Source organism: Shumkonia mesophila (assembly GCF_026163695.1).
Taxonomy (GTDB): Bacteria; Pseudomonadota; Alphaproteobacteria; order Rhodospirillales; family Shumkoniaceae; genus Shumkonia; species Shumkonia mesophila.
In genome coordinates this window covers 1-13,946 of the sequence record NZ_JAOTID010000008.1, presented here as the reverse complement: position 1 = coordinate 13,946, position 13,946 = coordinate 1, and the positions used below count along the sequence as shown (strand labels likewise).

Genomic DNA, 13,946 nt, shown 5'->3' with positions numbered 1-13,946 from the left:
GGTTTAGGAGGACACCGCGTGTTGGAATCTCGAAGGCCATGACCTTTTGCCGTTTCCGCCGACGTTGGCGAGTCGGGGCGATCGGATTTTCAGTCAGTTCATTTGCCATGCCGACCGCCCCGTCAAAGGGCTTCTTCCGTTGCTATTCGTCTGCAAACGCGCCGACGAAGATGGTCCAGTCACCGCAGTGGATGGTTCCGAACGTGCGTTGCGAAACGATCAGCCCATCGGCGGGGGCCTTGATTTCCTCCAGGATATCGCCGAAGAGGTCGCAGATCGTACCCACCACTTCGCCCTTCTTCACCCGGTCGCGCAGTTGCTTCTTCGTGCGGTAGAGGCCGCCGGTCGAACAGGACTGGAACGAACCCGTGACGTTAATGCGCTTGCGCGGCGTTTCCGGGGTACCCGGAATCATCTTGTAGGTCATCATCAGGTTTTCGATGAGCTTGCGCTGGGCCTGAACGAACTCCTCCAGGCAACGGCCTTCGCCGCCTACCTCGGCGGTGATGACCGGAACGCCGGCGTTAGGACCCTCGATGTTCATGCACCCGCCCCAGGCGCCGCCGCCCTTCCAAATCAGGTCGATGCCGGTGGCGTAGGCGAGGTCCCGCAACTTCTGCTCCATCGCCTTGTCTTCCCTCTCGCGATAGATGACGACGGGGGAGATCGCCAGCACCGTGCCGCCGCCGTGCAGGTCGACGCCCATGTCGCACTTGGCGACGACTTCGCGCATGTAGTGGTATGCTAACTGTTCGGTCAGGAAGCCGTCTTTCCGGCCCGGCAGAATGCGGTTCATGTTGATCCCATCAATGATCGAACCGCGACGCCCGGCTTCGAAGGCGGGCACGTTGACGACGGGGACACCGACAAACACGCCGTGCAGCTTCGCCGGATCGAGGTCGCGCCAGATGGCCCGGATCGCTTCGCCGCTCTCGTATTCGTCTCCGTGGATCGCCCCTTCGACCAGGAGGATAGGGCCATCATGCGAACCGTGGACGACCATCATGGGGAAACCCAAGTCATGGCCGCCTGGTGTCTTGGTCACGGGCAGCAGAAACTTTTTCTTTTCGCCGGGCTTGACCGAAACATTACCGAATTTGAGCATCAACTTCCTCCAGTCCAAATCGTACGTGATCGTCAGCCATCTTCTCTTCCCGCGTGCATGCTGCCGGCCGAGACCGTCAGCGCTCCCGGGTGGTCGGGTTGATAACGTCCTGGGTTCCGTCAGCCAGCATGTTGAGGCCGATGACGGTGATCAGGATCGCCAATACCGGCAACAGCGATGGCCATGGATTGATGTAAAGCTCTTCAAGTCCTTCCCGGATCATCAGTCCCCAGCTCGGCATCGGCGGCTGCACCCCCAGGCCCAGGAAACTGAGGTTGGTTTCGACCTGGATCGCGGTTCCCAGCCACAGCGTCGAAATCACGGCCATCTCGCTCAGGATGTTGGGGAGCAAGTGGATGACAATGATGCGCGGAGTCGATGCGCCGATCGCCCGCGCCGCTTCAACGTATTCGTTGCCGACGACGTTCATACCGACGCCGCGCGCCATACGGACTATGCGCGGCAGGAAGGCGATGGTGATGGCAAGGCCGACATTGAACAACCCTTGGCCGAAGATGGCCACGATGATGACACCCAGGATCAGGGTTGGAAATGTCATGAAGATGTCGACGAACCAGACGACGAGCGAGTCGAAGGCTCCTCCCCTGTTGTAGGCGGCACCGAGGCCAATCAACGTGCCTATCGAGGCGGCGATAAGTAGCGACGTGACCGTCAGACCCAGGGTGTACCGCGCCCCCATGACGAGACGGCTGTAAACGTCGCGGCCGAAGCGGTCGGTGCCGAACCAGTGTTCGGTCGAAAAGCTTTGATTGCGCTCGATCAGCGATTGCTCGGTCGGGTCATGGGTAATGAGGGTCGGGGAAAAGACGGAGACGGCAAAGACAACCGCGACGATGGCCGCCCCGATCTTGGCCATGGCGGGCAGGGCGTGAAGGAATGCGATGATCGACGACAGCCTGCGACGGCGCGGGCTGGTCACCGGTTCGGGGACGTCGGACGCGATGTCGGGGGCTCTCATTCGTAGCGGATCCGGGGGTCGATGATGGTGTACGTGAGGTCGACGAGCAGATTGACGATGCCGACGAAGGCTGCGTAGAAGATGATTGTTCCCTGCACCACCATGTAGTCGCTTTGCGCCACCGCGCCGACGATGAGGCGCCCTACTCCGGGGCGGCTGAACACCGTCTCGATGACGACCGAGCTGCCGATGGTGATGGTCGCGTAAAGCCCGACCAGGGTGACGATGGTCACGAGCGACAACCGCAGAACATGGCGGACGAGGATGGTGCGCTGATCGAGACCCTTAGCCTTGGCGGTCCGGATGAAGTCCTTGGACAGAATCTCGAGAACGGTGGTCCGGGCCAAACGGGTGACGTAGGACGTCATGATCAGCCCAAGGGACAGGCCCGGCAGGAACAGGTAGCGCATCCGGCTGAGGGGTTCGCCAAGCTCGCCGCCGCCCGCCACCGGAAAAAGGCCCAACCCGATGACGAAGATGATGATCAGGAAATAGCCCATGATAAAGGGTGGAACGGAAACCCCGCTCAGGGTCATCACCCGGATGACGTGATCCAGCTTGGAGTTGCGCCGGACCGCGGCGACGAAACCCAAGGGCACGCCGAGCACCACGCCAATGAGAAGGCCTATAATGGTGAGGTCGAAGGTGTAGGGCACCACGGCCAGGATCTGGGTCAGGACGGGCTGGCCGTTCTGGAGGGAAACGCCGAAATCGCCCCGCAGCAGGCCCGCCATGTAAATCAGGTATTGCTCCCACAGTGGCTTGTCCAAGCCCAGCGCCTCACGCAGGGCCTGCAAGCTTTCGGCGGTGGCATAGGTGCCCTGGATGGCGATCGTGGGGTCGCCCACGCCCAAGCGTATGCCGAAGAACAGAGCGGTCAACACCACGAAGATGGCGGCCAGCATGAAGACAATTCGGGTAACGATCACTCTGGACATGGCATCGGGCTATGTGTTGCGGGCGGAACCGTGGTGTGACCCGGGATGCGAATTGTGTCGCCGCACCCCGGGCGTCCGCGGGCGAGGCGGCTCAAACGTTCGTCTTCTCGGTGAAATAGTACATGTAGGGCAGGCTGAGGACCTTCGTCCCCTCCTTGACCTGGTAGCCCAGATCGACGTAGCTCTGGCGCAGGACTGGCGTCGCCAACGAACCCAGCGTAACGGACGGCATGTCTTCGAGCAGGATGGTCTGGACCTGCTTGAAATATTTGGACCGTTCCTTGGGGTCGGCCGCGGCGATCGCCGTCTGGTAGGCGGTGTCCAGCTTCGCGTTGCAGTACTCGGCGAATCCCTGGACGCCCGTCGGTTTTGTGACGTCGGCCGCGCAGATCCAGAATTCCCGGATCAGGGTTTCGGCACTCGGATAACGGGCGGCGGTGGACCACACGAGGGAACCCTTCTTCTCCTTGATGATGGCCGCCACCCAGGAGGCGTTGTCGAGGACGTTCAGCTTCAGATCGATTCCGACCTTGGAGAGTTGCTGCTTGCCTATCTGGGCCAATCCCAGATAGTCACCGCGTTCGCTCACCACGGTTTCGAGCTTGAGCCCATCCTTGAAACCGGCTTCGGCCAATAACTGACGCGCGCGGTCCGGGTCATGTTTGTAAAGGAGGTTCTGCGGAATCTCGTTGGGTTCGATCGCGCCAAAGTATTCGAGGGGGATCGGTCCGAAATTCGGTTCGAACACCCGACCGAAGAACCGTTGGTAGTCCTCGCGGTTGATGGCGTGGGCGATTGCCAGCCGGATCTTCAGGTTGTCCAGGGGCGGTACGCTCCGCTTCATATGGATGACGACATTCCGGCCGGGGCCGAGGAGGTCGACCAGCGGCTTGTCCTTGCTCGCATTTATCACCTCGGACAGCCAATCCTCGTTTGCGGCGCCTTTTATGATGTCGACTTCCTGCTGTACGAACGCGTACCGCCGGGCTGTCTGGTCCGGAATGTAGGAATAGATGATCCGCTTCAGTTTTGGCGTGCCGCGATAAAAGTCCGGATTGGCGATCAGGGACACCCGCTCCTTGGGCCGAAATTCCTCGAACTGGAAAGGTCCGGTGCCGACCGGCTGATTCTTGTAGGTGTCGCCCAGGGCCTCGACCGCCTTTTTGCAGATCACATAGCCTCCCTGCCATCCGGAGAGCACGGCAATGAATACCGGATCGGGGGTCTTGAGCGCGATGACGACTTCGTACTTGTCAGGAGTGTCAATACGTTCGATGTTCGAAAAGATGGGACGGAATGTGGACTGGACGCTGTCCCGCACATTCAATAGGGAAAACTTCACGTCCTCCGATGTGCATTCGCCGTAGCCTTTGTGCCACCTCACGCCGTGACGCAGCTTGAACGAGTACTGCTTGAAATCGCCCGAAACCGTCCAGCTCTCGGCGAGGTCCGGCTCGATGGCCTCGACACTGACCTTACCCGGCACGTAGCGGACCAAGCCGTTAAAAATGGAACTGATGACAGCGGTATCCTGGGCGGCGGTTGCCACATGGGGATGCAGCGTGCCCATGTCGCGTCCGTCCAGGCCGACATGAAGCACGCCCGACTGCCTAGCGAAGGCGAGCGTCGGGTTCATGACATTCGCGAAGGCGACTAAAGCGCCAGATGTTCCCAAACCCTTCAATACCGATCGACGATTGAAATTCCATGATCGATTCATGGTTGACTCCCTATCGGCTGGCCACCCTTCCGGGTGACGTGTTTTCTATTGGTCCGGCATCAACGCGGCGTGTCGGATGGACCCACCGGGCGATTTCGCAATGCGGGGCGAACCAGACGTCGCCCTTCGATCGCGCGAGGCGGATGATTTCTTCGAGGATCCAGATCCGCGACCGGTAGCCGGTCATGTGCGGATGCATGGTCAACTGGAAGAGCCCCCCCTCCTCGTAGGCGACTTCAAACTCCCGGCGGAAAACATCGAACACGTCGGCCGGCGGCGTATAGGGGCGCAGCGACTGCTGTCGATGCATGGCAAAATACACGGCGTCGTCGCGCACCCACTCGACCGGCACCTCGACGATGCCCGTAGGTTTCTCTTCGGCAAGAAGTTCGTAACAGTCCTCGTCGGCCATCAGCGACGAATCGTAGGTGAGGCCCATTTCCTGCTCGATCCGCAGCGTGGACGGGCTGAAATCCCACGAGGGCGTGCGCAAGCCCACTGGACGAACCCCGGTCACCTGTTCAAGGGTATCCGCGGAACGGAGCATAAGGTCGCGCTCGACCTCGAAAGGCAGCAGCGAATTGCGTTCGTGAATCCATCCGTGGATGCCGATCTCATGACCCTCGGCGATGATGCGGCGCTGCTCGTCCTCGTGGAGGAGCGCAACCACCGCCGGAACGAAAAACGTCGCCCTCACACCATATTTGGCGAGAATAGAGAGGATCCGGGGAACGCCGACGCGGCTGGCCCGCTCGCCGGCCGACAGCCGGCCGATGGAGGTGCCGCCGTCGCGCAATTCGCTGGTTTCGTGATCGGAGTCGAACGAGAGGGTAATGGCACAGCGCGCCCCATCTTTCCATTGCTTGGGGCGGAGAGGGGTCCCGGCACGTATCTGCGCCACCAATTGGCGCCAATGGCTTTCGGGCCATTCCCAGGGTTGCTGTCCCGAGCCCTCGGTCATCGCTGGTGCCCTCCCCGCGTCTTTGCTGTTCAGACGCCGCTTCGCCACGCCGACGACGAAAAATGCTGTTGTGCTGGGCAGTCGGCGACGATTTTCGACGAATGCCGCTTCGCTATGCACAACGCCGACATTGAGGCTTTTGTATCGTTGTTGTCCAATATATTTATTCCTGTTATTCATATCGGATGGATGTAAAGAGCCCGATCGAATTGCGCCATCTTCGCTATTTCGTGCGGGTGGCCGGCGAGTTGCACTTCGGACGCGCGGCCGAGCGTCTCGGCATCTGCCAAGCCCCCCTCAGCCAGCAGATTCGTCATCTGGAGGATATGATCGGTGTCCGACTGTTCGATCGGACCACGCGGAGCGTCAGCCTGACCGCCGCCGGCAAGACCTTCCTGGTCCGTGCCCAGGCGGCCCTGGCCAACATCGACGACGGCCTCATGGAGGTGCAGAACGCCATAGGCAAGAACACCGGGCGGCTGGTCATCGGCGCCATGTACCTGAGCGGCCACCAGTTCCTCCCCGAGGCCGTCCGGCAGTTCCTGCGCCGCTATCCGAATGTGTCGATCGACATCCGCATCATGACGACCGAGGAACAGATCGAGGCGATGGAGCAAGACAAGATCCACGTAGGCTTTGTGCGTCCCCCGCGCAATCCGGGGGGGTTCTCTGTCGTCAAGCTGGCGTCGGAAGGGTTCGTCGCGGTTCTGGCCGAGGACAATCCGCTCGCCGCAAAGCCGAAGCTGAAATTGGCGGATCTGCGTGACGAGCCGTTCCTGGTGTACACGTCGGTCGTCGGCGTCAGCTTCCAGAACGTGATGTTCCAGCATTGCCGGCGCGCCGGGTTCAGCCCGAGGATCGTCCAAGAGGTCAGTCACGCCATCGCGATCGTCGCCATGGTGGCGGCCGGCGTCGGCGTGGGGGTCATTCCGGCGTGGGTTTCCCAACTGCCCTATTCCAGGGTCGTCTATCGCCCGCTTCCCGAGTTGCCGAAGGTCGTCGATCTGGCCATCGCCTGGCCGGCGCACAATCCTTCGCCGTTCATCCGCGAATTCGTGAGTATTTCGCGCGACGTCGCTGCAATAGCGATGCGGGACAACGGTGGCTGACGAGTGGTGCCCAACTGAGTTTTCTCCGCGGATCGACGATATTGTCAATCGGCACCCAAAGCTGTTGGATGCATATTCACAAACACATCTTCGAGCTTATCGTCGTTGAAGCAGGCGACGAGGATTGTCGGCGAGAATCCGCTCATATGCGGTAACATCCTCCTTAACCCAGTCAAGAAGAAGATCGAGGAGGATGACGTTGTCCGAAGGTGCCTTATCCTTGGCAAAATGAGGCCAATTGCTGGCCCAAATCGTTCGATCTGGCGCCGCCTCCAGGAGAACTTGCGCCGATCGGCGAACGTCCTCATAAAACGGCGCACCGGCAAGGGATGTCTCGTACGCTCCCGCGATTTTCAGCCAGCCGTTTTCCCGCTCCAGGAATCGGGCCATTTCCAACACCGCCTTGTGGTCGGCGAGAACAGGCTCGAGGAACTTGCCCTGATGATCAATAACGACAGGAAGTTTCAATCGACCCAGCAAGGCGGCATGGTCGGCAAAAGTCCGGCCGTCGAATTGAATTTGCGCAAACCATCCCAGCGGGGCAATCTTGGCACAAAGAGTACTGACGTCATCCCACGAATACATGCCGCCGGGAAGCATGTGGAAACGGACCCCACGGATGCGGCGTTCATGCAGGGTTTTGAGGTCACGCTCGCTGATGTCCGTCGGAACGACAGCGACGCCCCAACCATTGTCACCCAATTCAGCGACAGCGTCCAAAACGCATGTGTTGTCGAAACCATAGATTGAAGCCTGCACGACAACCGCGCGACGGACCCCCAGGTTGTTGCCGATCACAGTTCGGTAATCAGACACCGTCGCCACTTTGGGTTTGATTGCTGCCGTCGGAGCCAGAGGATAGGCGTCATAGTCACCAACAATATGGATGTGCGTGTCGATGGCGCCAACTGGCGGCATTACGCGCGGGGACCGGAACGATTCCATGAAAGGAACTCCATCAGGCAGTGAGGGTTTTCGAGTGAGAAAGGAAGGATATTGCAATTGATCCGCTATATGGCCTTTCGTGCACCACTTTGCGATCCGTTCTGACCCAAGGCCCGAGCAACGTCATAATCACTGACGGCCAAGAGGGTTATGACGGCGGCGCTGGCGCGCGACGGATCCCGGGCCAGGATTGCATCGCGTATTTCACGATGCTCGGCCAAACAGTGTTGATGGTGCTCGGCAGAACTGGATATCCGGAAACTGGCTTCGAACGCGGGGCGAAGAAGTTGCCCGATCGGCCAATAAAACTCGCTGCCGGTGGAAAAATAGATGGCCTGATGAAATCGCAGGTCTGCATGTACCCACCATTCGAGATCTTCGGTCGCGGCACACATTTCCTCGAATGCTTGATGAAGATCGTTGAAGTTCTCGAAGGTCGCGTTCTGTGCCGCCAGGGACGCCGCCACGGGCTCTATTGCCCTTCGCAATTCGAACAGCTTGCCCAAGAATTCGGAGATGTTTTCCGTCGATAGCAACCAGACCAAAAGGTCGGGGTCGAAAAAGTTCCATTGATGCCGGTCGTTGACGACGGTTCCAACCTTGGACTTGGCCGTTATCATGCCTTTTGCCGACAGGGTCTTTATCGCCTCGCGAAGCACCGTTCGACTGACCCCCAACTCCTCACAAAGTTCGGCCTCGCGGGGAAGAATCTCCCCAGGTTTTATTTTCCCGCCCATAATCCGAAGACCAAGATCCTCGGCAATACGGGTGTGAAGGGATTGAGAACGCTGTTTCTTTTCCTCGGCAAACGTACGCGAGCCAACGTGGATGGGAAGAGGAGATCGGGCCATTGCGGAAATCACGTCCTTTTTACTATGGGATCTTGGAAGATCACTTTGCCGTATCATCCGCTAACCAAGGAAAAAGTGCGGAATTGCCGAAGAGATCGGCTGGAATAAAATCACCACAACCAATATGGCGATCTCAGCCAATATGAAAGGCCAAACATACTTCACGGTCTGATCGAAGGTGGTTTCCGCAATGCTGGTTGTAACAAAGAGGAGCACGGCGACCGGCGGTGTCGTCGAACCGATCTGGTTGGACATCACCATGATAAGTCCCATTTGGAAGGGATCGACACTGAACATATTGCCAATATAGACGGCCACCGGGACAAAAATGATCAGGATGGCGGTCGCCTCGACGAACATCGTCAGCACCAGCATCGTTATCGCCAAAAGAAACAAAATGCCCGTCTTGCCGGAAGCCGCCGCAGTCAAGGCGGCAAGAGCCAGTTCGTTGAATTGCATATAAGTCAGCAACCATCCAAATCCTCCGGCAACGCCTATGATTCCGGACACCATCGCCGTGGTAACGGCCGCATCGAGAAGTATTTTGGGAAGGTCGCGAAGATTTAATCGCTTGTAAACAAATTTGCTGACGAGAAAGGCATAGAAGCAAGCAACAATACCCGCCTCGGTCGCCGTGAACATCCCAGAAAGAATGCCGCCAACGATGATCAACGGCGCCAGCAAGGCCGGCCACACTTCCGCGGTCGCGCGGAACACTTCACTTAGCCGGAAACGGCCCGTCGTGACGCGTAGTTCGGTAAAGGCCGGAATGAACGTGTGGATCTTTATCGTCAGCATCAATGCCAACCCGACAAGGACGCCCGGAATAATCCCGCCCAGGAACAGCCCGCCAATCGAAACCTGAGCCATGGAGCCATAAACAACCATGACCATGCTTGGGGGGATGATCGCACCGATCGTGCCCGCGCACGCGATAAGGCCGGCGGCGAATCCGGGTCTATATCCCGCCCCCTTCATGGTTGGGATGATGATCGAACTGATGGCGGATGCGTCCGCCGTGGACGACCCGGAAACACCCGCGAACACCATGCTGGAGACAACCGAAGCATGACCGAGGCCACCACGCAGGTGACCCACCAAGGTCTCGGCGAAGCGGACCAACTGCCGGCTAATCCCGCCCTCGGACATCAGTACGCCGGCCAGGATAAAATAGGGAAGCGCAAGCAACGAAAAAGAGTCGAGGATCCCGAACATTTTCTGCGGGAAGAGCGCCGGATTGATTTCCGGATCCATCAGCATGCCCGCCAAACCGACCGCCCCGAGGGACAGGATGACGGGAACGCCGATCAGGATCAGTGCCAGCAACGCCGCGAACAGGCTGAGCAATGCCATGTCATGCGTCCTTTTCAGGGACTTCGCGCCAGCCGAAATGGCCCGCGCATTTGCGCAATGCGACGAAGAGCATGTAGGAACCGCCAATGACGAGGCCCACGTATACGTAATTCATCGGGATTTCGAGCGCGGGACTGACCTGGAATCGGGCCACCTTCATGATTCTTTCCGTCAGAAAGCCCAGCGATCCGGCCAACACCACCCACATCAGATCGACGATCAAGCCGATGGCGAATTGCAGAGACCCCGGCAGGCGGTCTCTGATGACGTTCATGAAAATGTGGGAACCGCGATTGTACGCCACGGGGATGGCCAAGAAGACGATCCAAATATGGCCAAACTTCTGGAACTCCTCGCTCCAGGTCAAAGGATTGTTCAAGACGAACCGATAAAAAATCTGCAGCCCGCCAACCACGAGAATGGCCATAAACATGCCGGAAATGGCGAGCTCAATGACACGGTCGATGTACCTGAAGAGCCTGGAGAGCATGGCGATCGCTCCGGATCCAACATCTCTGCGCTGAGAGATGAGGAAGAGGCAGGCGCGCCTCTTCCTCATCGGTCAATCTTGGCTTATTCAGCGAGAATTTTTTGCAGCAGATCCGCCGCGCCAATTTTTTCCGCCAACTCCTGTTGAGCGGCTCGGGCATTCTTGCGGATGGGGGCCATATCGATTTCCGAGACGGTCATGCCCTTTTCGGTTAACTGAGCAAGGGACTCGGCTTCGCGGATTGGCGCGAGAGCGCGAACGACATCGGAAGCAACCTTGGCGGCTTTGAGAACGGTCTCCTTCTGTTTGTCGTCCAGTTCTTCCCACCTGGCGCGGGAGAACGCCATCACTGTCGGATCGAACAGATGACGAGTCAGGGCGACATACTTGGCAATCTCATAGAATTTATTGGTCATCACGGTGGCGGCGGTGTGTTCGAAGCCGTCGAGGACGCCGGTCTGAAGAGAGGTGTAAATCTCACCGAAATTCATCGGCGCCGCACTCGCGCCCATCGCATTTATGGCCCCGACAAAGATGGGAGTCGGAATTGTGCGGATCTTCAGTCCCTTGAGGTCTTCGGCCTTCGTGACCTGCTTCTTCGCCGTTACGACGTTTCGATAACCCCAGCTATCTCCGTAGGCCAACACCTTGAAGCCGACCTTTTCCATTTCACCCTTGAGCACGTCGCCGACCTCGCCGTCGAGCGTCTTGTGGATGTGCTCGTAGTTCTTCCAGATCAACGGCAGTCCAAGGACCCCGCACTTCTTGCAGAAGTTGGCGAACTCGGCCATGCCGCCGATATGCAGGCTTGAACCGGAACCGAGTTGCATGGCTTCGATGACCGCGCGCGACTCGCCAAGCTGGTTGTTGGGGAAGATGCGCGCGTCAAGCGAATCCGAGTAGGTATTGACGTAGTTCGCGAAAATCCACGCCATCATCTGCTGATCGGTTCCGACATCGTTGGCTGCCGCGTGGGAAATCCGGATAACCGTCTTTTCGGCGCTCGCCGGGGCGGTTGCGACGACGACAGCCACCATGGCCGCCATCAAGGGGGGGAATAATTTATGAATACGCATGGTTTTCCTCGTCTGTCTGTTCAGATCGTGAATGCTTGTCCCTGCACCGCAACGGCAATCCGCTCTTCCGAGGTCGGCAGAGACATCACCTAATGCGATTTGCTAAAAAATCATACATATGGCATAAAAGTCAACATAGTTAATCATATTTTTGCGCTTGTTTATGCCAATATGATCATACATCATAGCCACAATAATCTTTCTTAGATCAGACATATAAAGATATTGGAGAACCAGCATGTTTGATGATCTGCGCGGAAAGCGGGTCTTGGTAACGGGATCGAGCCGCGGTATCGGGGCCGAAGTTGCGCGCGCGTTTGCCGGGAGTGGCGCCCGTGTTGGGATCGTCGGAAGCGGTTCCGCCGGAAAGGGTGAAGCCCTCGCCAACGATCTCCGCAAGGCGGGAGGGGAAGCGAAGGCGTTTGTCGCGGACCTGCGTACGCCCGGTGCGTGCGAGGCCCTCGTGACGGCGTTTGTCGCGGAAATGGGCGGCATCGACGTCCTGATCAACAACGCCGGAGCCATGGTGCGGCGCTCGAACATCGTCGACGCCACGGACGAACTCTATGACGAGGTGTTGGATGTCAATGTCCGCTCGATCCTCGCCATGACACGCTCTGCGGTTCCCCATATGAAAAAGAATGGTGGGGCGATCATCAACACGGGATCGGTCGCTGGCCGCGATGGCGGCGGGATTGGCGCCGGACTTTACGGCGCGGCGAAGGCGTGGACCCATAGCATCACTCGAAATATGGCGCGTGAATTCGCCGCCTACGGCATTCGCGTGAACGCGGTTTCTCCGGGCTTCATCGATACCGATTTCCATTCCAAAACTCCGATCGAACGCAAGCAGGCGATGTCCGCCGCCATTCCGCTGGGGCGTCCGGGAACGGCGAAGGAGGTGGCGCCGGTCTATCTGTTTTTGGCCTCGAACGCTTGCTCGTCCTACATCACCGGCCAGGTCATCGATGTGACCGGCGGGATTATGATGGCCTGAGCGAAAAAATCATGAAGATCACGGCACTGAAAACCTGGATTGTTCCGCCGCGTTGGTTGTTTCTCAAGATCGAAACGGACGAGGGGGTTTGGGGATGGGGTGAACCGGTCCTTGAAGGTCGGGCGGAAACGGTCCGCGCTGCCGTCGGCGAACTGTCCGACTATCTCCTCGGGCAGGACCCTGCGAGGATCGAGGATCATTGGCAGATTATGTACCGGGGCGGGTTTTATCGCGGTGGCCCGGTGATGATGAGCGCCATTTCGGGAATCGACCAAGCCCTGTGGGACATCAAGGGCAAGGTCTTTGGTTGTCCCGTCCATGAATTGATGGGCGGCGCCTGTCGGGACCGGATGCGGATCTATTCCTGGATCGGCGGAGATCGCCCCGATGACGTGGCAAACGCCGCCAAGGACGCGGCGGCACATGGGTTCACCGCGATCAAGATGAATGGTACCGAAGAACTGCAAATCGTCGATTCCTCACGCAAAATCGATGACGTGGTGGCGCGTGTCGGGGCCATCCGTGACGCGCTGGGCATGGACATGGACATCGCGATCGACTTCCATGGCCGGGTCCACAAGCCTATGGCCAAAGTCCTGATCCGGGAATTGGAGCCGTTTCGGCCCTTGTTTATCGAGGAGCCGGTTCTGTCCGAGCATATGGATGTTCTCGGTGATCTGACCCGGCACTCAAACGTCCCCATTGCCACGGGCGAGCGCATGTTCTCGCGGTGGGACTTCAAGCATCTGTTCGAGAAGCGTGCCGCCGACATCATTCAGCCGGACCTCTCGCACGCTGGGGGCATCACGGAATGCAAGAAGATCGCGTCGATGGCCGAAGCCTACGACGTGGCCCTCGCACCCCACTGTCCCCTGGGGCCGATCGCGCTGGCGGCATGCCTGCAGGTGGATGCCACCTGCCACAACGCTTTCATCCAGGAACAGAGCCTCGGCATCCACTACAACAGAACCAATGACGTTCTCGACTATCTCAGCGATCCGTCGGTTTTCGAGTATCGCGACGGTTTCGTTACCTTGCCGAAGGGGCCAGGACTCGGCATCGAGATCAACGAGGCGTACGTTCGCGAGCGTTCGGAAGAAGGGCACCGCTGGCGCAATCCGGTCTGGCGTCACGCGGACGGCTCCGTAGCCGAGTGGTAGTCCTCCTCCAAAAGGTCGTTCGAACATGCCGCCGCAAGAGAGGTGATGCGCTTTCCGTCGCCGGCCAAGCCGTTCCAAACCGACTTTGATCGAGGCGGGCCCGATGGGACGGGCCCGTTGGGAAACCGGCGGCGCTCGCGGTTACAAAAACAGCCTTATGCAGGAAACCGTTGCAACCAGGAGTCTGAGAATGTCGCAAGGCCCGACCTTGAATGCGTGTTTGGAGAAGATGCCGCTGATCGCGATCCTGCGGGGGATCAGC

The 13,946-nt window shown here is 58.8% G+C and carries 13 protein-coding genes; 3 read left to right on the top strand and 10 right to left on the bottom strand.

Translation table 11 applies throughout. The features are described 5' to 3' along the window. Nucleotides 1-142: 142 nt before the first annotated feature. The 5 genes from ODR01_RS14060 to ODR01_RS14040 form a co-directional block, all read right to left on the bottom strand. Complete coding sequence (locus ODR01_RS14060; RefSeq protein ID WP_316978306.1) at nucleotides 143-1,105, bottom strand: succinylglutamate desuccinylase/aspartoacylase family protein; 963 nt, start codon at nucleotides 1,103-1,105, stop codon at nucleotides 143-145. A gap of 76 nt (nucleotides 1,106-1,181) precedes the next feature. Beyond that, nucleotides 1,182-2,084 carry an ABC transporter permease gene (locus ODR01_RS14055; RefSeq protein ID WP_316978305.1) on the bottom strand — a complete coding sequence of 301 codons (903 nt, stop codon included), beginning with the start codon at nucleotides 2,082-2,084 and terminating at the stop codon, nucleotides 1,182-1,184. Then, a complete protein-coding gene (locus ODR01_RS14050; RefSeq protein WP_316978304.1) occupies nucleotides 2,081-3,022 on the bottom strand; it encodes an ABC transporter permease in 942 nt (313 codons plus the stop codon). Before ODR01_RS14050 ends, ODR01_RS14055 begins: the two co-directional genes overlap by 4 nt. A gap of 91 nt (nucleotides 3,023-3,113) precedes the next feature. Then, on the bottom strand, nucleotides 3,114-4,742 hold the full coding sequence (locus ODR01_RS14045) for an ABC transporter substrate-binding protein (protein WP_316978303.1): 1,629 nt from the start codon (nucleotides 4,740-4,742) through the stop codon (nucleotides 3,114-3,116). 10 nt (nucleotides 4,743-4,752) lie between these two features. Next, the gene (locus tag ODR01_RS14040; protein ID WP_316978302.1) at nucleotides 4,753-5,703 is read right to left on the bottom strand and encodes a polysaccharide deacetylase family protein; all 951 of its coding nucleotides are present in this window, start codon (nucleotides 5,701-5,703) and stop codon (nucleotides 4,753-4,755) included. Nucleotides 5,704-5,888: 185 nt separating this feature from the next. Here ODR01_RS14040 and ODR01_RS14035 point away from each other — a divergent pair, with 185 nt between their 5' ends. After that, complete coding sequence (locus ODR01_RS14035) at nucleotides 5,889-6,812, top strand: LysR family transcriptional regulator (RefSeq protein WP_316978301.1); 924 nt, start codon at nucleotides 5,889-5,891, stop codon at nucleotides 6,810-6,812. Nucleotides 6,813-6,908: 96 nt separating this feature from the next. On the opposite strand, the gene ODR01_RS14030 is transcribed toward ODR01_RS14035, so the two are convergent. The 5 genes from ODR01_RS14030 to ODR01_RS14010 all read right to left on the bottom strand — a co-directional run bounded on the left by ODR01_RS14030 (nucleotide 6,909) and on the right by ODR01_RS14010 (nucleotide 11,527). Continuing rightward, nucleotides 6,909-7,757, bottom strand: coding sequence for an amidohydrolase family protein (locus ODR01_RS14030; RefSeq protein ID WP_316978300.1), 849 nt, complete (start codon nucleotides 7,755-7,757; stop codon nucleotides 6,909-6,911). A 65-nt stretch (nucleotides 7,758-7,822) separates the two neighbouring features. After that, entirely contained in the window at nucleotides 7,823-8,620 is a 798-nt protein-coding gene (locus ODR01_RS14025; protein WP_316978299.1) for a FadR/GntR family transcriptional regulator, read from the bottom strand. Nucleotides 8,621-8,668: 48 nt separating this feature from the next. Beyond that, nucleotides 8,669-9,961: a TRAP transporter large permease gene (locus tag ODR01_RS14020; RefSeq protein ID WP_316978298.1), complete on the bottom strand. Its 1,293-nt coding sequence runs from the start codon at nucleotides 9,959-9,961 to the stop codon at nucleotides 8,669-8,671. A 1-nt stretch (nucleotide 9,962) separates the two neighbouring features. Next, nucleotides 9,963-10,451 (bottom strand): TRAP transporter small permease, encoded by a 489-nt coding sequence (locus tag ODR01_RS14015; RefSeq protein ID WP_316978297.1) that lies wholly within the window; start codon nucleotides 10,449-10,451, stop codon nucleotides 9,963-9,965. An 83-nt stretch (nucleotides 10,452-10,534) separates the two neighbouring features. Continuing rightward, nucleotides 10,535-11,527: a TRAP transporter substrate-binding protein gene (locus ODR01_RS14010; protein ID WP_316978296.1), complete on the bottom strand. Its 993-nt coding sequence runs from the start codon at nucleotides 11,525-11,527 to the stop codon at nucleotides 10,535-10,537. Nucleotides 11,528-11,765: 238 nt separating this feature from the next. Here ODR01_RS14010 and ODR01_RS14005 point away from each other — a divergent pair, with 238 nt between their 5' ends. Then, entirely contained in the window at nucleotides 11,766-12,524 is a 759-nt protein-coding gene (locus tag ODR01_RS14005; protein WP_316978295.1) for an SDR family NAD(P)-dependent oxidoreductase, read from the top strand. A gap of 11 nt (nucleotides 12,525-12,535) precedes the next feature. Beyond that, the gene (gene dgoD, locus ODR01_RS14000; RefSeq protein WP_316978294.1) at nucleotides 12,536-13,684 is read left to right on the top strand and encodes a galactonate dehydratase; all 1,149 of its coding nucleotides are present in this window, start codon (nucleotides 12,536-12,538) and stop codon (nucleotides 13,682-13,684) included. Nucleotides 13,685-13,946: the final 262 nt, after the last annotated feature.